This window comes from Siccirubricoccus sp. G192 (assembly GCF_019084075.1).
Taxonomy (GTDB): Bacteria; Pseudomonadota; Alphaproteobacteria; order Acetobacterales; family Acetobacteraceae; genus G192.
Window position 1 is genome coordinate 4,386,709 of sequence record NZ_JAHREN010000001.1, and the last position, 18,627, is coordinate 4,405,335.

The following is an 18,627-nucleotide window of genomic DNA, read 5'->3' on the forward strand; positions in this document are numbered from 1 at the left end:
CATGGCTGGACGCATTGAGGCACGGCTCCAGGAACTCGGCATCACCCTGCCGAGCCCGGCGGCGCCGATCGCCAACTACATCCCGTTCAACGTCACCGGGAACCTAGTGGTGATCTCCGGCCAGATCCCCTTGCAGGACGGGAAGATTGCCTTCACCGGCAAGCTCGGCGCCGGGGTCTCGATCGAGCAGGGGCGGGCGGCGGCGCGGCTCTGCTTCATCAACCTGGTGGCGCAGTTGCGGGCGGCGGCCGGCGATCTCGACCGGGTGCGGCGGGTGGTGCGGCTCGGCGGCTTCATCGCGGCGCCGGGCGAGTTCACCCAGCATGCGCAGGTGATGAACGGCGCCTCCGACCTCGCGGTGGAATTGTTCGGCGAGGCCGGGCGGCATGCCCGCAGCACCATCGGCGTCCCCTCCCTGCCCGGCGATGCGGCGGTCGAGGTGGAGGGGATGTTCGAGGTTGCCTCTCGTCCCTGAGCGGCGCGCTCGTGGTAGTCTGTTGCTTCCGCAGCGGAGATCGCTGGCGATGGGCGAGTCGAAGCAGGACCGGGGCGGATCGTGGTGGGCCACCCTGCCGGGCATCCTCACCGGCGTTGCGGCGGTGCTTACCGCGCTGGGTGGCTTGGTCGCGGCCGTGAGCCCCTATCTGGACAAGGTCCTCGCCTCCCCCCGACCGGCCGGCAAGACCAAGCCAGGAGACGGAACCGGGCAGGACGCCGGCAGTGCGCCCCGCCTCGCCAGCCCCGCAGCGCGTGGACGATGTCTTGGTCGGCAATATCGAGGTCCGGCGGAGTTCCGGCCAGGGACTAGCCACCCTGGAACTCTACTACCGCGTGTCGACCGGCCCCGATTTTTCGCCTCACGATCCCTCGCGCTTCGTGAAGCTCGTGTCGGGCCGTCAGACCATCGCGCCCTCATGGGCACCACCGGCGATCAATGTTCCGCCCCGGAGCCATCAGGACATCATGGTGCGCTTCAATCTGCCTGCACCGCCGCCCCTGGTATTCCGGTTCGGGGAGGAGCAGCCGGTCGACATATCGGTGCAATGACGCAAGAAAACCCGGCGGCGCGGCTCGCCACGGCTTGATGTGCTGCGAGGGCACAAGCCATTTCTCCCGATGCTATGGATGCTTGCGGACCTGCATTTGAGGAGTTGTCGGCATGATGGAACAACGTGGGCCAAACGGACCGGGACTGCCGCCCGATACTGGCGCGTTTCGCCCACGGCGCCGATTGATGGTCTGGAGCGCGGCCATGCTGGCGGGCCTTGGCAGCCTTTGGGCCGATCCCACGGCGGGCGGCTCCGCGCTTGCCCAGGGCGCGCGTGACGATGACACCGGGCCGCCCGCCGATGCGCCGCTCATGCGCCCGGGGCAGCGCATCCAGCGGGACCGCGGCTGGGTGGGGATCACGACCTTCAATCGCTCCTACGCCCCGCGGCAACAGGAATCCGTCTTCACCCTGCAGTTCACCTACCTGAACGAGCACTCACGGGAGACACCGCTGCGAGCACGGGATGTCGCGCGGCTGGTCACCGATGGCATACCCCGTGCCCCGGTCCAGTGGTTCCCGGACTACGCGAACATCCCGCCCGAAAGTGCGCAGGAATGCTCCCTCACATTCCGCGTGCGGGGGCGGCCAGGGGTAGTGCTTGTCCAGTTCGGCACGGGCGACGAGACCGCGCGCAGTTTCCTGCGCTGGCCCGACTGAAGCGGGGCCGCTTGCGCCGGCCCTGCCGCGTGCGATCTTAGGCCCATGCCCGACGACTCTCCGGCGTTCTCGCTCTCCCTTCACCCAGGCATCGCCGATGTCCCGGCGGCGGAATGGGATGCCTGCGCCGGCACCGACAACCCCTTCGTCTCCCATGCCTTCCTGGCGGCGCTGGAGGCCAGTGGCAGCGCCATCTCCCGCACCGGCTGGCTGCCGCAGCATGCGGTGCTGCGCGACGGCGCCGGCCAGGTGGTGGCCTGCGCGCCCTGTTACGGGAAAAGCCACAGCCAGGGCGAATACGTCTTCGATTATGCCTGGGCCGATGCCTTCGAGCGTGCCGGCGGCCGCTACTACCCGAAGCTCCAGGTCTGCTCGCCCTTCAGCCCGGTGCCGGGGCCGCGGCTGCTGGTGCGGCCGGGCAGCGGCGTGCCCGTCACCGCATTGGCCCAGGGGCTGGTGCAGGGCTGCGAGGAGCTGGGCCTCTCCTCCGTCCACATCACCTTCTGCCAGGAGGCGGAGTGGCAGGCCCTGGGCAGGGCCGGCTGGCTGCAACGCCTCGGCCTGCAATTCCATTGGCACAACCAGGGCTACGCGGATTTCGAGGATTTCCTCGGCGCGCTGTCCTCGCGCAAGCGCAAGGCAATCCGGCGCGAGCGGCGGGATGCCGCGGCTTCCGGCTTCGTGCTGAAGACGCTGCGCGGCCGTGAGATCACGCCGAGATACTGGGCCGCCTTCCACCGCTTCTACCGCAGCACCACCGACAAGAAATGGGGCCGCAGCGCCTATCTCACGCCGCGCTTCTGGCCGCTGATGGCGGAGGCGCTGGGCGACCGGGTGGTGCTGATGGTCGCCGAAAGGCATGGCGAGCCGGTGGCCGGCGCGCTGAACCTGCTCGGGCGCGACGCGCTGTACGGCCGCAACTGGGGCAGCATCGTGGATGCGCCCTTCCTGCATTTCGAGCTCTGCTACTACCGCGCCATCGACTTCGCCATCGAGCACCGGCTGCCGCGGGTCGAGGCGGGGGCGCAGGGGGAGCACAAGATCCAGCGCGGCTACCTCCCCTGCCCCACCTATTCCGTGCACTGGATCGACCACCCCGGCCTCCGCCGCGCCGTGGGTGATTTCCTGGCGCGGGAGCGGCCGGCGATGCTGGAGGAGATCGCCGCGCTGGCCACCCTCTCGCCCTTCCGCCGGGATGGCGAGGCCGAATGACGCCGCGCCGGTGATCCTGGCCTATGCCCAGCTTGCCGGCGCCATGGCGCTGGTCGGCGCCAATGTCGGCGTCGCCAAGCTGCTGGCGGAAGCCCTGCCGATCCCGCTCATCGCCTGCCTGCGCTGCGCGCTGGCCTGCCTGGTGCTCTGGCCATTGGCGCGGGTCCTGGATGGGCGGGTGCGGCCGGAACGCGCCACCTTGGGCAATCTGGCGCTGCAGGCGCTTTTCGGCACCGCGCTCTACAATGCAGGGCTGCTGGCGGGGCTGCGCCTGACCTCGGCGCTGGAGGGCGGCATGGTGCTGGCCAGCCTGCCCGCGGTGGTGGCGCTCGGCAGCGCGGTGTGGCTGCGGGAGCGGCTGCCGCTGCGGCACTGGCTGGCGGCGGCGCTGGCGGCGGGCGGCATGGCGGCCATCACCCTGGCGCGCGGCGGCGCGGCCGGGGAGGGTTCGGCGCTCGGCAATGCGCTGGTCTTCGCCGCCGTCTGCGGCGAAGCCATTTATGTGCTGCTGGCCAAGCGCCTCGCCGGGCGCCTGCCGGTGGTGACGGCGAGCCTCTGGATGCAGACCTTCAGCGCCGCCATGCTGCTGCCCTTTGCGCTGCCGGGGATCGGCGCCATGGCCGCGCTGGCGGCGCCGGACCTGACCGGGCTGCTGGTCTTCCACAGCCTGACGGCCAGCGTGCTCTGCCTGCTGCTGTGGTATGCCGGGCTGCGGCGCGTGCCAGCCGGCGTGGCGGGCTTGTTCACCGGCTTCCTGCCGGCCACCGCGGCGGTGGTGGCGGTGGCGGTGCTGGGGGAGAGCTTCTCGGTGGTGCATGGGATGGGTTTCGCGCTGATGGGCGGCAGCCTGCTGCTGGCGACCTGGCCGCGGCGGCGGGCGTGAGGGCCTGGTTCGCCTGCACGGGCGCGGAGTTGCTGGCGCGCGACCCGGAAGATACCGTCGGCCGGCTCTCCTCCGCCCAGGCGCAGCGCGGCTATGCCGGCACTTCCGAGCAGGAGGGTGCCTGGCGGGCGCAGATCGCCGCGCTGCGCGATACGATTCGGGCTTGCGATGGCATGGCCTGGACCATCGCGCTGGAATTCGATCTGCTGCGGCTGGAACGGCGCATCGACGCGGTGGTGCTGACCGATCGCGCGATCCTTTGCCTGGAATTCAAGACCGCCGACGCCTCGCCCGCTGCCCTGGCGGAGGCGGAGGACTACGCGCTCGACCTGCGCGACTTCCACGCCGGCAGCCGCCTGCACCCGATCCTGCCGGTGCTGGTCACGATGCAGGTGCCTGCCGCCCTGCCGCCGCAGCCGCCGCTGATCTGGGAAGGCGTGCTGCCGCCGGTCCGCTGCAACGGCGCGGGCCTGGGCGCGCTGGTGGCCTGGGCGCAGTGCCAGGCACCGCCGCCGCGCATGCCGCTGGACGGCGCCGCATGGTTGGCGGCACCCTATCGCCCGGTGCCGAGCATCGTCGAAGCCGCGACCATGCTCTATGCCCGGAACGGCGTGGCGGAGATCGCCACCGCGCGCGCCGATGCGGCGAACCTCACCCGCACCGCCGCAGCGGTGACGCGCGCGGTGGAGGCGGCGCGGCGGGATGGCACCCGCAGCGTTGTCTTCGTTACCGGCATTCCCGGCGCCGGCAAGACCCTGTGTGGCCTGAACGCCGTCTTCGGGCCGGCGCGGCAGGAGGGCGCGGCCTTCCTCACCGGCAATGCGCCGCTCGTCACCGTGCTGCGTGCGGCGCTGGCGCGGGATGCGGTGGCGCGCGGTGAATGCGGCCGGCCGGAAGCGCAGCGCCGCGTCCGCGCCGCATTGCAGAATGTGCACCGCTTCCTGGAGGATTGCGCCACTGATCCCACGCGCCTGCCACCCGAACGCCTGATCGTCTTCGACGAGGCGCAGCGCGCCTGGGATGCGGCGAAGGCCCGGCTCGGCACCCGGAACCGCCCCTCCCGCCTTACCATGAGCGAGCCCGCGCATACGCTGGAGATCATGGGCCGCCGTCCCGGCTGGGCTGTGGTGGTGGCGCTGATCGGCAATGGCCAGGAGATCAATACCGGCGAAGCCGGACTGGCCGAATGGGGCCGCGTGATTGAGGCCAGCGCCGGCTGGCGTGCCCTTGCCGCGCCGAGCACGCTGGCGGCACCCGACCCGGCGCAGCGCCTCGCCACCGGTGCGCCGGCCTGGCTGGCACTCGATGCCGATCTCGACCTCACCGTGCCGATCCGCAGCGTGCGTGACAGCGCCGGCGCGGCCTGGGTGGATGCGCTGCTGGATGGCCGCATTGCCGAGGCGCTGGCCATCGCGCAGGCTACCCCCACCCTGCCCTTCCTGCTGACCCGCGACCTCGGCACGATGCGGGCCGCGCTGCGGCATCTGGCGCGCGGGCAACGCCGCGCCGGGCTGCTGCGCAGCGCCGGGGCGAAGCGGCTGCGTGCCGAGGGGCTTGGCGCCGAAGTGCAGGGCGAGGACATCGCCGACTGGTTCCTCAACCGCTGGCCGGATGTCCGCGCCTCCGACGCGCTGGAGGTCTGCGCCACCGAATATGCCTGCCAGGGGCTTGAGCTGGACGTGGCCGGCCTCGCCTGGGGCGGGGATTTCCTGCCTGGTGCGGGCGGCTGGCAGGCGCGCCGCTTTGCCGGCACCGGTTGGCAGCGGGATACGAAGGAATTCGCTTTCGTCCGCAATACCTACCGCGTGCTGCTGACCCGGGCGCGCTACGAGACGGTGATCTACGTGCCGCAGGGCGATGCGGCGGACCGCACGCGGTTGCCCAGGGAATTTGATGCCATCGCGGCGCATCTGCGGGCCTGCGGCCTGCGTGACCTGGCCGAGCCGGTGCCGCTGCTCCGGCGCGTGACGGCACCACTGCTGCTTTAGCGCCGGCGCATCGGTGGCGGCAGCGTCTCCGCCAGGCTGGGCCGTGCCCTATGCCGCTCCAGATAGGCCAGCAACCCCGGTGCCTTCGCCAGCATGGCGCCGCTTTCGGGCATCTGCGCGAGGTAGTGCAGGATCGGGACCAGGAAGGCGTCGGCCAGGGTGAAAGCCGCGCCGACCAGATGCCCGGTCGGCGCCACGGCAGCCGCCAGCACCGCGATCTGCCGCTCCATGCCCGGCAGCGCGGCCTCGATTGCCGCGCGGTCGGGGCTGCGGTCCGGCGTGCGGGGGAAGACATAGCTCACCAGGTATTGCCGCATGCAGACCGGGTCGATGCTGGTATTCACCAGGGAAATCCACTGCTCCACCCGTGCATGCGCCACCGGGTCTTCCGGCATCAGCGCAGGTCCGGGAAAGGCCCGGTCGATATAGGCGCAGATGGCGCGGGATTCGCAGAGCGTCACCGCGCCATGCCGCATCGCCGGGATCTTGCGGAAGGGATGGATGGCCGCGATCTCGGGCGAATTCGGCAGGACCGGCACCAGGGTATAGGGCACGCCCTTCTCGGTGCAGGCGATGCGGCAGACCCAGACGTAATTGCTGTGCGGGTTCCCCATGATCTCCAGTTCGGGCACGGCGTTCCTCCCCTGGTCGCCGCCAATCCTATACGGGATTGGGCTGCCGCCGATGTAGGATCAGGCGCATGTGCGGACGCTATTTCCAGCAGCGCGGCCCCGCCGCCGTGGCGCGCTATTTCGAAGCGGTGAACCCGCTGCCCAACTTGGCGGCAAGCTGGAACCGCGCGCCGACCCAGGACGGGCTGGTGGTGCGCCGCCATCCCGAGACCGGGGAGCGGCACCTGGATGCGCTGCGCTGGGGCCTAGTGCCGCGCTGGGCCAAGGACCCCTCCGTCGGCAGCCGGATGATCAATGCGCGGGCGGAGTCGCTCACCGAAAAACCCGCCTTCCGCGAAGCCTTCGCCCGCCGCCGCTGCCTGGTGACGGCGGACGGCTTCTATGAATGGCGGACCGAGGGGGAAGGCCAAGCAGCCCTTCGCCATCGCCATGGCGGATGGCGCGCCCATGGCCCTGGCCGGGCTCTGGGAGGGCTGGCGGGCCCCGGACGGCAGCATCCTGCGGAGCTATACGATCGTGACCGGGGAAGCGAATGCCAAGCTCTCCGCCATGCACCACCGCATGCCGGTGATCCTGCCGCGCGAGGCCTGGCCGTTCTGGCTCGGCGAGGCACCGGCCGAGGCACCGGCGCTGCTCGACCTGCTGCGCCCCTGCCCGCCGGAATGGCTCGCCGTCTGGCCGGTGGCGGCGCGGGTGAACAAGGTGGCCGAGAACGACGCGGCGCTGCTGGCGCGCGACCCGCTGGCGCAGCCGCCGGCGGGGCTGGACGATCCGCCGCCGGCCTTTCCGGATTAGCTACAGCGCCAGCACCGGGTCGCGCCGCGAGAGCCTCTCCAGCAGCCAATCCACCTCCGCCCGCGTCTCTGGCGTGAGCTTCGGCCCCGGCGCGCGGAGCGTAGCGCTGCCGATGATGCCGCGCCGGGCCAGCACGTATTTCCGCACCGCCAGCCCAAGCCCCGGCTGGTGCTCGTAGCGGATCAGCGGCAGGTGCAGGTCAAAGAGGTCATGCGCCGCCGCGCGCTCGCCCCCGGCCAGCATCCGCTGCACCCGCACCAGCATCTCCGGCACCGCATAGCCGGTCATGATGCCATCCGCGCCGCGCTCCAGCTCCTGCGGCAGGAAGAGCCCGCCATTGCCGCCGAGGATGGCGATGCGGCGCATCCGGCCCTCCGCCGAGAGCCGCCGGATCGCGCTGAGCTTGTCGAGGCCCGGCCAATCCTCCGCCTTCAGCATCACCAGCCGCGGATCCTCGGCCATGCGCCGGATCATCTCCGGCGAGATATGGATGCCGTTCGACTGCGGGTAGTCCTGCAGCACATAGGGCGCATCGCCCACCGCCTCCGCCGCCTGCGCCATATAGGCCACCACGGCGTCATCGCCGCGCAGCCCGGGCGTGGGCGCGATCATCACCCCGGCGGCGCCGGCGCCCATGGCGGCCCCGGCCAGCGCCCGCATGCTGGCGAGGCCGGGGGCGGAGACGCCCACCACCACCGGCACGCGGCCCGCCACCCGGTGCAGCACGCGGGCGACGAAGCGCTGCTGCTCCTCGGCATCCAGCTTCGGCGCCTCCCCCATGATGCCAAGTATGGTGAGGCCACTGGCGCCGGCCGCCAGATAGGCCTCGGTCATGCGGTCGGTGCTGGCCTCGTCCAGCGCACCGTCCTCGGTGAAGGGGGTCGGCGTGATGACGAAGACCCCCAATGCGGTTTCGTCGAGGCGCATCACGCGGCGCCCCGCGACATGTGGATGGGCGGCTGCACCTCCGGCGGGATCGGGCAGACATAGGGGTTGCTTGCCGTGCGCGCCGCAAGATCCGCCTTGGCCCGCACCACCAGCTCGGGGTCGCGGATCGCGTCCACCGCGGTGCCGGCCATCACCTTCGCCACATGCACCATGCCTTTGTGCGCCGCCGGCAGCATGCCCTGGCCGGTCAATTGCCAGGAATGGCCGGGGGTGCCGATGGCATAGGTGGCGCCGCGCGCCTGCACCGTAGGCACCACCCAGCTCACGTCGCCGACATCGGTGGAGCCGACCATCGGCGCGCCCTTCGCCTCCGCCGGCACCACCACGTCGCAGAGCGAAACGCCCTGCCGCACCGGCAGCCCGACCCGGCGCCAGGAGGAGGCGATGTCCTCCTCCGACAACGTCGCCTGGAATTCCGCCGCCTTGGCACGGTCCGCCGCATCGAAGGGCGGCGGTCCCAGGCGGTCCAGGTTGTCCTGCATGGCCCGTTCCAGCGCCGTATTGCCGAGCAGGTTGGAAACGCCGCTGACCACCTTGGTCTCGACCTTCGTCTCGGTCATCAGCGCCGCGCCATCGCCGATCTTGCGCACCCGCTCGATCAGCCGGCGCAGTTCCGGCAGGTCGCGGGCGCGGATCAGGTAGCGCACCTTCGCCGTGGCCTGCACCACATTCGGCGCGATGCCGCCGGCATCGAGATAGGCATAGTGGATACGCGCGTCGCTCGGCATGTGCTCGCGCATGTAGTTCACGCCGACATTCATCAGCTCCACCGCATCCAGCGCGCTGCGGCCGAGATGCGGCGCGGCGGCGGCATGGGAGGCGCGGCCGGTGAAGCTGAAATCAATGCGGGTATTGGCGAGCGACAGCGCCTCCTGCACCCCGGCGAAGGCGGAGGGGTGCCAGGAGATCGCGATATCCACATCCGCGAAGGCGCCGGCGCGGACCATGAATCCCTTGGCGGCGCCGCCCCTCCTCGGCCGGGCAGCCATAATAGCGGACGCGGCCGGGCAGCTTGTTGGCCGCCAACCAGTCCTTCACCGCCGTCGCCGCCAGCAGCGCCGCCGAGCCCAGCAGATTGTGGCCGCAGCCATGCCCGGCGCCATCGCCCGGCAGCGGCCGCGGCTCGGCCAGGCCGGCTTCCTGGGAAAGGCCGGGCAGCGCGTCATACTCGCCGAGGATGGCGATGACCGGCCCGCCCTCCCCCGCCTCGCCCATCACCGCGGTCGGGATGCCGGCAACCTCGCGCGCCACGCGGAACCCTTCGGCCTCCAGCATGGCGGTGTGCTCGGCGCAGGAGCGGTGCTCGGCATAGGCGAGTTCCGGCATGCCCCAGATGCGGTCGCTCAGCGCCGTGAAAGGCTCGCGCTTGGCGTCGATGAGGCGCCAGATTTCCTCGGTGTTCTGCATGGTCGTCCCCTTTTCCGGCGCGGATGCTAGAGCGCGCCCTGCGCGCTCGCCCAGCCGGCGATGGTCCTGCTGTCCGGCATCCCGCCGCCGAACCAGAGCGCGGCGGCGACGCGCGACATGGCCGCGCCGTCGTGGCCGATGCCCGGCACGTTCTGCAAGCGCCAGGCGCAGGGCAGACCGTAGCGCGCCGCCTCGGCCTGGGCGAATTCCAGGTAGAATTGTGCGCGGGCGAAACGGTGTGGTCCCTGGCGCATCGCCTCCGCCTGCATCGGCAGGCTGGGGCCGGCGGTGTCGGTGTCGCGGTCGCCGGCCAGGATGAGCTGCGGGAAGGCCAGCAGCCGGGCCAGGTCGGCACGCGCCAGGCCGAGCCCGCCCAGCCCCTCCGGATAGGGCCGGTCGAGGGTTGGCAGGGTGTACCAGCCGGGATTGGCGGTGATCGCCGCCTCGAAGGCATCCTGCGGCTGAGTGGAGAGCAGCCGGTGCACGAATTGCCCGCCGGCGGAATGGCCGAAGAGATGCGCGCGCGGCCGGGTGGTGAGGCCGGACTCCCGCAGCGCCGCCTGGATGCGGGCGAGGCTGGCGAAGCCCCAGGCATGGCGCGGCCGCAGCCGGCCGTCATCGTCGCGCGGCATGCCGTTGTTGTAGTGCTCGGCGGTCGGCCAGTGCTCCGGCCCGAAGGTGGGGGCGATGACGAGCAGCCCGAAGCGCTCCGCATCCTCGGCCCAATAATCCCGGTACTCGGCGCCGTTCCGCTGCATGCCGTGCTGCACCAGCACCACCGGGCTCGCGGGCCGGTGCGAGGCCGGGCGATGGCAATGCAGCGTCACAAGCCGTTCGGGGTCGCCGGCCACATCCCGGAAGGGAATCGCGGCACGACCGGGCACCGAGAGCGCCGCAGCAAGGGCTTCGGCCAGCGGCAGGGGCGGCGTCACCGTAGATACCTCGCCTCGTCCGCCTTCATCGCCGGCACGCCCTGCAACCGGAAGATCTCCTCCACCGATACGATGGCGGCATCGGCGCCGGCTATCCCGCCCTCCGCCCGGATCTGCCGGAACACCTGCTGCATGGCGGTGACAGCGGCGCGGATGGCGTGGTTGCCGTAGATCACCACGCCGATCTTGCCGGACTCGCGCATCGCCGCCTCGGTGAGCTGCGGATAGGCGGTGGGCACCAGCACGATCGGGGCGCGGCCGTCCCAGGCGGCGATGAAGGACAGCACCTCATCGGGCGTCTTCTGCTTGGAGTGCACCAGGATCATGTCGGCGCCGGCCTCGACATAGGCATGGGCGCGGGCCAGCGCCTCCGCCTGGCCGAGCCCGGCGATCAGCGCCTCGGTCCGCGCCACCACCACCAGCGAGGGGTCCCGGCGCGCCGCGGCGGCGGCCTCGATCTTGCCCTGGAATTCCGCCACCCCGACCAGCTCCTGCCGGCCGCCTTCCAGCAGGCTGGTGTCCTTGGGGAAGCGCTTGTCCTCCATCACCACGGCACCGGCGCCGGCCCGCTCATAGGCGGCGACCACATGCATGACGTTGATGGCATTGCCGTAGCCTGTATCGATATCGGCGATGACGGGCAGCGCCACGGAATCGCAGATCGCCCGCGTCATCTCCAGGTGCTGGGTGAGCGAGAGCAGGCTGGCATCCGGGATGCCATAGGCGGCGGAAAGCTCGAAGCCGCTGGCCCAGATGGCATCGAAGCCGGCTTCCTCGGCCAGCCTGGCGCTCAGCGGGTTATGCGCCGACATCGCATGCACCAGGCCGCGCGAAGCGATGCCGTCGCGGATCGCCTGGCCGCGGCCCGCCTGTTCCCTGGCCGGCTGGTTCATTCCAAGACTCCCTGGTGGTGCGGTTCAGCCGGTCGCCGGTGCGGAGGAAGACACCGCGCAGGATCGCATCTGCCGGCACATCCCGCATGGCGTCCTCCAGCCGCCATGATGGGTTCGGGCCGCCGGGCGTCAAGCGCCAGGGGAAGAAGCGGCCGTGCCGCCTGCCTCCGGCGGACCGGTTCATGGCGCGAGGCCCTCTGGCCCTTCGCTGATCGGGCCGGCTAATCCGCCCTGATCTTCGCCGCCGCCACCACCTCTCGCATCATGGCCGCTTCGGCGCGCAGGAATTCCGTGAAGGCATCGGCGGAGATCGGGCTCGGGATCGCGCCTTCGCCTTGCAGGTAGCGGGCGAAGGCGGGGGCCAGGAGGGCGGCGTTGGTCGCCTCGTTCAGGCCGCGGCGGATCGCCGGCGGCAGGCCACGCGGGGCGAACAAGCCCCACCAGATGCCGGATTCGTAGTCGATGCCGGCTGCCTTCACGGTCGGCGCCGGCGGCGAGCCTGCCGGGCGCTCCTCCGCCGTATAGGCGATGATCCTGAGCAGCCCGCCGCGGATCTGCCCGGCGGCGCTGGCGATGGTGGTGAACATCAGGTCCACCCGCCCGGCCACCAGATCCGTCAGCGCCCCCCGCGGTGCCGCGATAGGGCACGTGCTGCAGCCGCGTCCCGGCCCGCAGGTTGAACAATTCCGTGGCGATATGGGTGGTGCTGCCGGGGCCGGAACTGGCGAAATGCAGCCGCCCCGGCCGCTCCCGGTCCAGCCGCACCAGGTCCTGGATGCTGCCGATCGGCGAGGATGGCGGCGTCAGCACGACCAGCGGCGAGCGGGCCAGCAGCGCCACGCAATCCAGCTCGGCCACCGGGTCGAAGCCGGTGCCCTGCACCGGGCCGATGGCGGCGACGGAGGAGGTGGTGACCAGCAGCGTATAGCCATCCGGCGGCGATTGCGCCACCAGGCCCACCCCCACCGCGCTGCCGGCGCCCGGCCGGTTCTCCACCACGAAGGGCTGGCCGAGGCGGGCATGCAGCCGCTCGCTCAGCGGCCTGGCCATGGCGTCGTTGCTGCCGCCGGGGGTGAAGGGCACGACGATGCGCACGGGGCGGCTGGGCCAGGTCTCGGCCCGCGCGGCAGGTGCCAGGCCGGCCAGCCCGGCGGCCGCGGCCATGAGGTGACGCCGTCCGGGCTCCTGTCGCATGCCGCTTCCTCCGCCGCGCCCTGTTCCGGGCACCTGGCCCGAGCCTGCCCGAGCCGCCCAGGCGCAGCAATGCCTTCCGGCCACGGGCCGCGCTGCGCAACCGGCCCTGGAGAGGCGTGGCGCGGCTTCCCGCACAGGGATGCCCCTGGCGCCGGCCTCACCCGGCCATGGCGGCCCGCATCGCATCCACCGTCCGCTGCGCTGCCACCACCTCCACCCCCAGGCGCTGCATGGCGAAATCGGCCATGCCGAGGGCGATCTCGCGTTCCCCCATCACCACCAGCCCGACCTCGGCCTCGGCGGCCAGCAACCCGGCCTCGCGCTCGTCATGCGCCCGGGCGGCGGCGATGATGCCGGGATTGGCGGCGCGGAGCAGTTCCAGCACCCGGCGCGATTCATCGGCATCCGGCAGCGCCAGCACCACCAGCCGGGCGGCTTCCGGCCGGGCCGCGGCCAGCACCTCCGGCCGGGTCGCATCGCCCCAGATGGTGGGGATGCCGGCCGCCCTGGCGTGCTCGGCGGTGCCGCGGTCGGCCTCGATGACCACCAGCGGCAGGCCATGGCGATGCAGCGCCGCGGCGATCACCCTCCCGACCCGGCCATGGCCGAGCAGGATGGCATGGTCGCGCAGCACCACCCCGGCCGGCGGCGCGATGGCCGGGCCGCGCCGCGCCACCTCCCAGCGGCGGAAACCGGGCCAAGCCCGCAGCCGCCCAGCCGCGACCAGCGCCAGCCGCGACGAGAGCGGCGTCAGCAGGATGGCGCCGAAGGCCGCGGCCAGGATCGGCGAGATGGCCTCGGGCGGCAGGATGCCCTGGCCGATCGCCAGCTTGGCCAGCAGGAAGGAGAACTCGCCGATCTGCGCCAGCGCCCCCGCCACCGCCGCCGCGGTGGCCGCCTCCACCCGCAGCGCCAGCAGCAGCAGGAAGGTGGCGCCGCCGGTGCCGAGCAGCACCGCCAGCAGCGCCGCCAGCGAGACCAGCGGCGCCGCCACCAGCGCCCGGGGGTCGAGCAGCATGCCGACCGAGACGAAGAACAGCGCGGCGAAGATGCGCTGCAAGGGCACCGTCTCCGCCGTCGCCTGGTGGCCGAGATCGCTCTCGCCGAGCAGCAGCCCGGCGAAGAAGGCGCCGAGCGCGAAGGAGACGCCGAAGAGGTCGGAGGCCGCATAGGCGACCCCCAGCGCCGCGACCACCACGCCGAGCGTGAACAACTCCCGCGAGCCGCCGCGGGCGAGGCGTGTCAGCGCCCAGGGCAGCGCCCGGCGGCCAAGCAGGAAGACGCAGGCGATGAAACCCAGCAATTCCCAGCACCGCGGTGAGCAGCGCCGCGGCCAGGTGCTCGGTGCCCGCGCTGCTGGCGGCGGGCAGCAGCACCAGCGCCAGCACCATCAGCAGGTCCTGCGCCACCAGCCAGCCCAGCGCGATCCGCCCGACGGCGCCGCCCAATTGCCCGCGATCCTCCAGCGTGCGGGTGGCGACGGCGGTGGAGGCGATGGCGAGCGCCAGGCCGAAGACTAGGGCCGGCCCCCAGCCCAGACCGAAGGCGAGTCGCCCCAGCACGGCGCCGAGCAGGGTGCCGACCCCCACCTGCGCCACCACCCCCGGCAGGGCCACGCGCCACACCGCCAGCAGGTCGCGCGGCCGGAAATGCAGGCCGACGCCAAACAGCAGCAGCGCCACGCCCACCTCCGCAAGGGTATCGGTGAAGGCGCGCTCCGCCACGAAGCCCGGCGTATAGGGGCTGAGCAGCACCCCGGCAACCAGATAGCCGAAGAGCGGCGGCAGGCGCAGCGCCCGCGCGGCGGTGCCGAGCGCGAGCGCCAGCGCGAGGGCGACGACAAGTGTCGCCAGCATCGGCGTGGCATGGTGCATGGGGTGGTTCTACCGCATTCGGATGCGCTGTCATGCGGCCGGTTGTGCCGGCGCATCGGGGCTGGCGAGTGGCCCCGGCGGCGCTACCATCCCACCCGTGCCGCCGGAACGGCGCGCGGGGAGGAGAACCGGCCATGGCCACGACATTCCAGCTCGGCGACATGACGATCCATCGGGTGATCGAGCAGGAGGACCCGCTCTTCGACCCGCTGGAATTCTTCCCCGGCCTGACGCGCGAGGTGCTGGAGGAGAACCGCGCCTGGCTGCAACCCGCGGCGCTGGACCCGGAGAGCGGGCTGCTGCGTTTCTGCATCCAGTCCTATGTGGTGCGGACGCCGCACCATACCGTGCTGGTGGACAGTTGCGTCGGCAACCACAAGCCGCGGCCGACCCGCCCCTTCTGGCACATGAAGACGGACGACACCTGGGAGCGCAACCTGGCCGCCACCGGCCTCACCGTGCAGGACATCGACTACGTGATGTGCACGCACCTGCATGTCGACCATGTCGGCTGGAACACCCGGCTGCGGGACGGGCGCTGGGTGCCGACCTTCCCGAAGGCCCGCTACGTCTTCGGCGAGCGCGAATACGCCCATTGGACCGCCGAGCACGCGAAGGCGCCGAACCCCGTCATCGCCGACAGCGTGCTGCCCATCATGGAGGCCGGCCAGGCCGATCTCGTCCGCACCGACCATGCCTTGAACGACCATATCCGCCTGACACCGACACCCGGTCATACGCCGGACCACTACGCGGTGGAACTCGGCCGCGGCGCGACCCAGGCGGTGCTGACCGGCGACCTGATCCATTCGCCGATCCAGGCCCGCTACCCCGAACTGTCCACGCGCGCGGATACCGACCAGCGCCAGGCCGCGGTGACGCGGCGGCGCTTCCTGGAATGCCATTGCGACACCGGGCGGCTGCTCTGCACCGCGCATTTCCCCTCGCCCTCCGTAGGGCATGTCACCCGCTGGGGCGAGGGGTTCCGCATCGCGGCAGAACTGCCCTGAAGGGTCTCAGGGCAGCCGTGCCGCCTGCACCCGGCGGTTCAAGGCCCGCCCGGCCTCCGAGGTGTTCTCGGCGATCGGCTCGTCCTGGCCGCGCCCATCGGTGACCAGCCGCGCCGGGTCCACCCCCTGCGAGGCCAGCCAGGCCCGGACCGAATCCGCCCGGCGCAGCGACAATTGCCGGTTGCCGGCGGGCGTGCCGGTATTGTCGGTATGGCCGATCAGCCGCAGCCGCAGCGCCGGGTCCGCCATCAGCGCGTCCCGCAACTGCATCAGCACCGGCGCGGCGGCGAGGTCGAGATCGGCCGAGCCGGTGCGGAAGGTGATGTAGAGCTGCACCTGGCCGGTGGCCCGCAGCGTCTCGCCGACCGGCGCCTGCACCGGCGCGGCGGCGGCCTGCTGCGGCTTGCCCGGCTGGAAGCGGAAGCTGCCGTCCCAGGGGCCGTAGTTGCTGCTCTGCACGCCGTTGCGGGTGCTGCCGGCATAGGCGCGGCGGCCGGGCTCGGGCAGCAGCGTGACGGTGCCGCCCATCCGGCCGATCGCCCCGGCATGCAGCGCCGCGCGGCAGACGCGGCTGTCCGAGGTATAGACCTCGCTGCCCCAGACCGCGCCGGAGAAGCCCGCCTCGGCCGGGCAGAGGCAGGTGAGCGGCTCGGTTTCGTGCTTGTAGGCCTCGAAGTTGTCGGGGCATTGGCTGGGCGTCGCCGGGCCGGTGGCGGCCTGCTGCTGCGGCGCCTCGCCGCCGAAGCGGAAGCTGCCGTCCCAGGGACCGTAATTCTGGCTCTGCACGCCGTTGCGGGTGGTGCCGGGATAGGCGCGGCGGCCGGGCTCGGGCAGCGCCGTCACCAGCCCGCCGCGCCGGGTGATCCGGCCGGCATGCAGCGCCGCCCGGCAGATGGCGGAATCCGAGGTATAGAGGTCGGTGCCCCAGACCGCGCCCTGCGCCGCCGCCAGCTCGGTGCAGGTGCAGACCAGCGGATCGGTCTCATGCTTGTAGGCTTCGAAATTATCGGGGCACTGGCTGGGCGCGGCGGGTGGCGGCGGGGTCTGCGGCTGGGCTTGCGCCTGCTGCCGGGCCGGGTCCGGGCGGAAGCGGAAGCTGCCCTGCCAGGGGCCGTAATTCTGGCTCTGTACGCCATTGCGGGTGCTGCCGGGATAGGCGCGCCGCCCCGGCTCCGGCAACAGCGTGACGGTGCCGCCGCGGCGGCCGAGCAGCCCGGCATGGATCGCGGCGCGGCAGATGCTGGAATCGTCGGTATAGACATCCATGCCCCAGACGGAGCCGCGCTCGGTCGCCTCGGGCGGGCAGGTGCAGGCCAGCGGCTCGGTCGTGCCGCGGAATGCCTCGAAATTATCCGGGCATTGGCCGGGCGGGCCGGGATCGGCTGGCGCGGCGGCGGCATCCGCCGCGGGCGGCTTGCCTGGTGCTGGCTCCGGCGCGGCCGGGGGCGGCTTGGCGCCGGCGGGTTCGGCGGGTGCCGCGAGGACCGGGCCCTCGAAGCGGAAGCTGGCGCCCCAGGCGCCGTAGTCCTGGCTCTCCACCCCGTTGCGGCTGCTGCCGGGATAGGAGGGCCGCCCCGGCTCCGGCCGCAGCGTCACCGTGCCGCCGCCCGGGGTGACGATGCCGGCATGCAGCGCGGCCCGGCAGACCGCGCTGTCCGCGGTATAGGTGCCGCTGCCCCAGACCGCACCGCCGGCGGTCGCCGCCGCCGTGCAGGCGCAGGTGAGCGGCTTGCTGCTGCCGGCCAGCGCCTCGAAATTCTCCGGGCAGGCATCCTGCGCGCGGGCCGGCGGCGCGGCCACGACGCCCAGGATCAGCATGAGCAGGCCGGCCAGTGCCGGCGAAAGGGGCGGCAGCCGCACGGGCGGGGAATCTCCTGGGCCTTGTTCCGGCCCGAAGCCTAACCCGCTTTGGCGGGCGCGGCACCAGCGGGGCGCCGCCGGTCGCGCCGAGGCCCGGGAGTGGAAGCCGAGGCAACGGCGGCACTGCCGTGGCGTTGGGGCGGCAGGCGTGATCCGGGAGGGGCCGATGGCCAACAACGACCGCAGCAGCAGCAACCCCGCCGCCTCTGGCACCATCCGCCCGAATCCGGGCGACGACGCCCCGCCGGGCACCCCCGGGACCGGCGAGGACACCTGCCCGCGCTGCAAGGGCACCGGCAAGCTGCAAGGCCAGCCCTGCGAGAATTGCGGCGGGACCGGCATGGTCACCAAGGGCATCGCCGGCGGCTGACCCGAAGGACTGGGGCACTGGCATCGGAGGGCCGGCGCCGCGGTCAGGGGTGCCCTTCCCCGGCAGTCCTGACCTGCCCGAGATCCAGCACGCCCTTGGCGCCCCAGCCGCTTACATCCTCCGGCACCTCCGGGCGGAAGCGCTCATAGAGCCGGAAGCCGATGCGGTTGAGTTCGCCGGCTTCGAAGCCGGCGGCCAGCGCCTCCATCGCCGCCCGCGCCTCGCCCAGCCCCGTGCCGAAGGCCCGCGCGAGATAGGCCCGCACCGCCACGGCCGAGGCCGGCCGGTCGCCCTCCGAGGCGGCATGCAGGCTGCCATCCGCCGCCCGCAGCACAGGAATGTCGCGGCCGAGCAGATGCACGGTATCGGCCCCGCGCTCGTGCTGCCGGTGCCTCTCCCCCGCCTCCTCGATGCCGAGGCGCCTGGCCTTGGCCCGCGCGGTGGTCCCGGCCAGGGCGGAGCCGAGGGTCAGCGCCGTCTCCGGCGGATGGCCCAGCCGCTCCGCCACGACCGCCGCCCAGAGCGTCAGCACCGGCGCGCGGTTGACCCGCAGCCTGGCCGCACTCACCCCCTGGCTCACCGGGGCACCGCCACCCTGGCGCCGGCCTCCGACAGGAAGGGCACCTGGGTCCAGAGCAGCGGCTGGTTGTTCTGCACCGGCGGCAGCATCCAGGTCTGCCCGGTCGCGGTATCGAGCAGCAGGGCATAGGGCGCATAGAGCACCTGGCCCACCGCCGCCCCTGGCACCAGGGTGATCCGGTAGCGCTCCCGCTGCGGCCCGGCCGGGTTGGGCATGGGCGGCGGAGTGGCGGGGGCTTCGGCCGGCGCCTGGACCGGGCCGGCGATGGGCGGCAGCGGCTGCGCCTCCGCCGGCATGGCGGTGGCGGCGAGGAGGATCAGGAGCGGCAGCCTCGGCATGGG

The 18,627-nt window shown here is 72.4% G+C and carries 18 protein-coding genes and 4 pseudogenes; 10 read left to right on the forward strand and 12 right to left on the reverse strand.

The annotated features are described in order from the left end of the window. Nucleotide 1 precedes the first annotated feature (1 nt). The 6 genes from KSF81_RS21225 (at nucleotide 2) to KSF81_RS21250 (ending at nucleotide 5,791) form a co-directional block, all read left to right on the forward strand. Nucleotides 2-475 carry a RidA family protein gene (locus KSF81_RS21225; RefSeq protein ID WP_217380649.1) on the forward strand — a complete coding sequence of 158 codons (474 nt, stop codon included), beginning with the start codon at nucleotides 2-4 and terminating at the stop codon, nucleotides 473-475. Between the two features lie 275 nt (nucleotides 476-750). Then, nucleotides 751-1,047: a hypothetical protein gene (locus KSF81_RS21230; RefSeq protein WP_217380650.1), complete on the forward strand. Its 297-nt coding sequence runs from the start codon at nucleotides 751-753 to the stop codon at nucleotides 1,045-1,047. 205 nt (nucleotides 1,048-1,252) lie between these two features. Beyond that, nucleotides 1,253-1,708, forward strand: coding sequence for a hypothetical protein (locus KSF81_RS21235; protein ID WP_217380651.1), 456 nt, complete (start codon nucleotides 1,253-1,255; stop codon nucleotides 1,706-1,708). 45 nt (nucleotides 1,709-1,753) lie between these two features. Further along, nucleotides 1,754-2,920: a GNAT family N-acetyltransferase gene (locus KSF81_RS21240; protein WP_217380652.1), complete on the forward strand. Its 1,167-nt coding sequence runs from the start codon at nucleotides 1,754-1,756 to the stop codon at nucleotides 2,918-2,920. Beyond that, entirely contained in the window at nucleotides 2,904-3,803 is a 900-nt protein-coding gene (locus tag KSF81_RS21245) for a DMT family transporter (RefSeq protein WP_254453664.1), read from the forward strand. Before KSF81_RS21240 ends, KSF81_RS21245 begins: the two co-directional genes overlap by 17 nt. Beyond that, nucleotides 3,800-5,791: a DUF2075 domain-containing protein gene (locus KSF81_RS21250; RefSeq protein ID WP_217380653.1), complete on the forward strand. Its 1,992-nt coding sequence runs from the start codon at nucleotides 3,800-3,802 to the stop codon at nucleotides 5,789-5,791. Before KSF81_RS21245 ends, KSF81_RS21250 begins: the two co-directional genes overlap by 4 nt. On the opposite strand, the gene KSF81_RS21255 is transcribed toward KSF81_RS21250, so the two are convergent. Next, nucleotides 5,788-6,423 (reverse strand): glutathione S-transferase family protein, encoded by a 636-nt coding sequence (locus KSF81_RS21255; RefSeq protein WP_217380654.1) that lies wholly within the window; start codon nucleotides 6,421-6,423, stop codon nucleotides 5,788-5,790. The genes KSF81_RS21250 and KSF81_RS21255 overlap by 4 nt on opposite strands. Before the next feature lie 68 nt (nucleotides 6,424-6,491). Here KSF81_RS21255 and KSF81_RS31630 point away from each other — a divergent pair. Then, nucleotides 6,492-6,758, forward strand: a pseudogene (locus KSF81_RS31630) (SOS response-associated peptidase family protein); the annotation flags it as partial. 46 nt (nucleotides 6,759-6,804) lie between these two features. Continuing rightward, a complete protein-coding gene (locus KSF81_RS31635) occupies nucleotides 6,805-7,218 on the forward strand; it encodes an SOS response-associated peptidase family protein (protein WP_309139641.1) in 414 nt (137 codons plus the stop codon). On the opposite strand, the gene KSF81_RS21265 is transcribed toward KSF81_RS31635, so the two are convergent. From KSF81_RS21265 to KSF81_RS32380, 8 genes and pseudogenes are all read right to left on the reverse strand, one after another. Next, nucleotides 7,219-8,145 carry a dihydrodipicolinate synthase family protein gene (locus KSF81_RS21265; protein WP_217380655.1) on the reverse strand — a complete coding sequence of 309 codons (927 nt, stop codon included), beginning with the start codon at nucleotides 8,143-8,145 and terminating at the stop codon, nucleotides 7,219-7,221. It abuts the gene before it with no gap. After that, a pseudogene (locus tag KSF81_RS21270) lies at nucleotides 8,145-9,573 on the reverse strand (M20 family metallopeptidase). Before KSF81_RS21270 ends, KSF81_RS21265 begins: the two are co-directional and overlap by 1 nt. A 26-nt stretch (nucleotides 9,574-9,599) precedes the next feature. After that, nucleotides 9,600-10,505, reverse strand: a complete 906-nt coding sequence (locus KSF81_RS21275) for an alpha/beta hydrolase (RefSeq protein ID WP_309139642.1) — start codon at nucleotides 10,503-10,505, stop codon at nucleotides 9,600-9,602. Further along, the gene (locus KSF81_RS21280) at nucleotides 10,502-11,398 is read right to left on the reverse strand and encodes a phosphonopyruvate hydrolase (protein ID WP_217380656.1); all 897 of its coding nucleotides are present in this window, start codon (nucleotides 11,396-11,398) and stop codon (nucleotides 10,502-10,504) included. Before KSF81_RS21280 ends, KSF81_RS21275 begins: the two co-directional genes overlap by 4 nt. A 221-nt stretch (nucleotides 11,399-11,619) precedes the next feature. Continuing rightward, nucleotides 11,620-12,006 (reverse strand): tripartite tricarboxylate transporter substrate-binding protein, encoded by a 387-nt coding sequence (locus KSF81_RS21285; protein WP_217380657.1) that lies wholly within the window; start codon nucleotides 12,004-12,006, stop codon nucleotides 11,620-11,622. Between the two features lie 73 nt (nucleotides 12,007-12,079). After that, nucleotides 12,080-12,778 (reverse strand): annotated as a pseudogene (locus tag KSF81_RS32375) (tripartite tricarboxylate transporter substrate-binding protein); the annotation flags it as partial. After that, complete coding sequence (locus KSF81_RS21295; protein ID WP_217380658.1) at nucleotides 12,750-13,895, reverse strand: NAD-binding protein; 1,146 nt, start codon at nucleotides 13,893-13,895, stop codon at nucleotides 12,750-12,752. The gene KSF81_RS21295 and the pseudogene KSF81_RS32375, both read right to left, overlap by 29 nt. A 52-nt stretch (nucleotides 13,896-13,947) precedes the next feature. Then, a pseudogene (locus tag KSF81_RS32380) lies at nucleotides 13,948-14,466 on the reverse strand (cation:proton antiporter); the annotation flags it as partial. 134 nt (nucleotides 14,467-14,600) lie between these two features. On the opposite strand from KSF81_RS32380, the gene KSF81_RS21305 reads away from it, so the two are divergent. Then, nucleotides 14,601-15,476: an MBL fold metallo-hydrolase gene (locus tag KSF81_RS21305; protein WP_217380659.1), complete on the forward strand. Its 876-nt coding sequence runs from the start codon at nucleotides 14,601-14,603 to the stop codon at nucleotides 15,474-15,476. Nucleotides 15,477-15,482: 6 nt separating this feature from the next. On the opposite strand, the gene KSF81_RS21310 is transcribed toward KSF81_RS21305, so the two are convergent. Continuing rightward, nucleotides 15,483-17,336 carry an LCCL domain-containing protein gene (locus KSF81_RS21310; protein WP_217380660.1) on the reverse strand — a complete coding sequence of 618 codons (1,854 nt, stop codon included), beginning with the start codon at nucleotides 17,334-17,336 and terminating at the stop codon, nucleotides 15,483-15,485. 166 nt (nucleotides 17,337-17,502) lie between these two features. Between KSF81_RS21310 and KSF81_RS21315 the strand changes: the two genes are divergently transcribed. Then, nucleotides 17,503-17,706 (forward strand): hypothetical protein, encoded by a 204-nt coding sequence (locus tag KSF81_RS21315; protein WP_217380661.1) that lies wholly within the window; start codon nucleotides 17,503-17,505, stop codon nucleotides 17,704-17,706. Nucleotides 17,707-17,749: 43 nt separating this feature from the next. Here KSF81_RS21315 and KSF81_RS21320 read toward each other — a convergent pair whose 3' ends face one another. Continuing rightward, nucleotides 17,750-18,286, reverse strand: a complete 537-nt coding sequence (locus tag KSF81_RS21320) for a hypothetical protein (RefSeq protein WP_217380662.1) — start codon at nucleotides 18,284-18,286, stop codon at nucleotides 17,750-17,752. Next, nucleotides 18,283-18,624 (reverse strand): hypothetical protein, encoded by a 342-nt coding sequence (locus KSF81_RS21325; protein WP_217380663.1) that lies wholly within the window; start codon nucleotides 18,622-18,624, stop codon nucleotides 18,283-18,285. Before KSF81_RS21325 ends, KSF81_RS21320 begins: the two co-directional genes overlap by 4 nt. Nucleotides 18,625-18,627 lie beyond the last annotated feature (3 nt).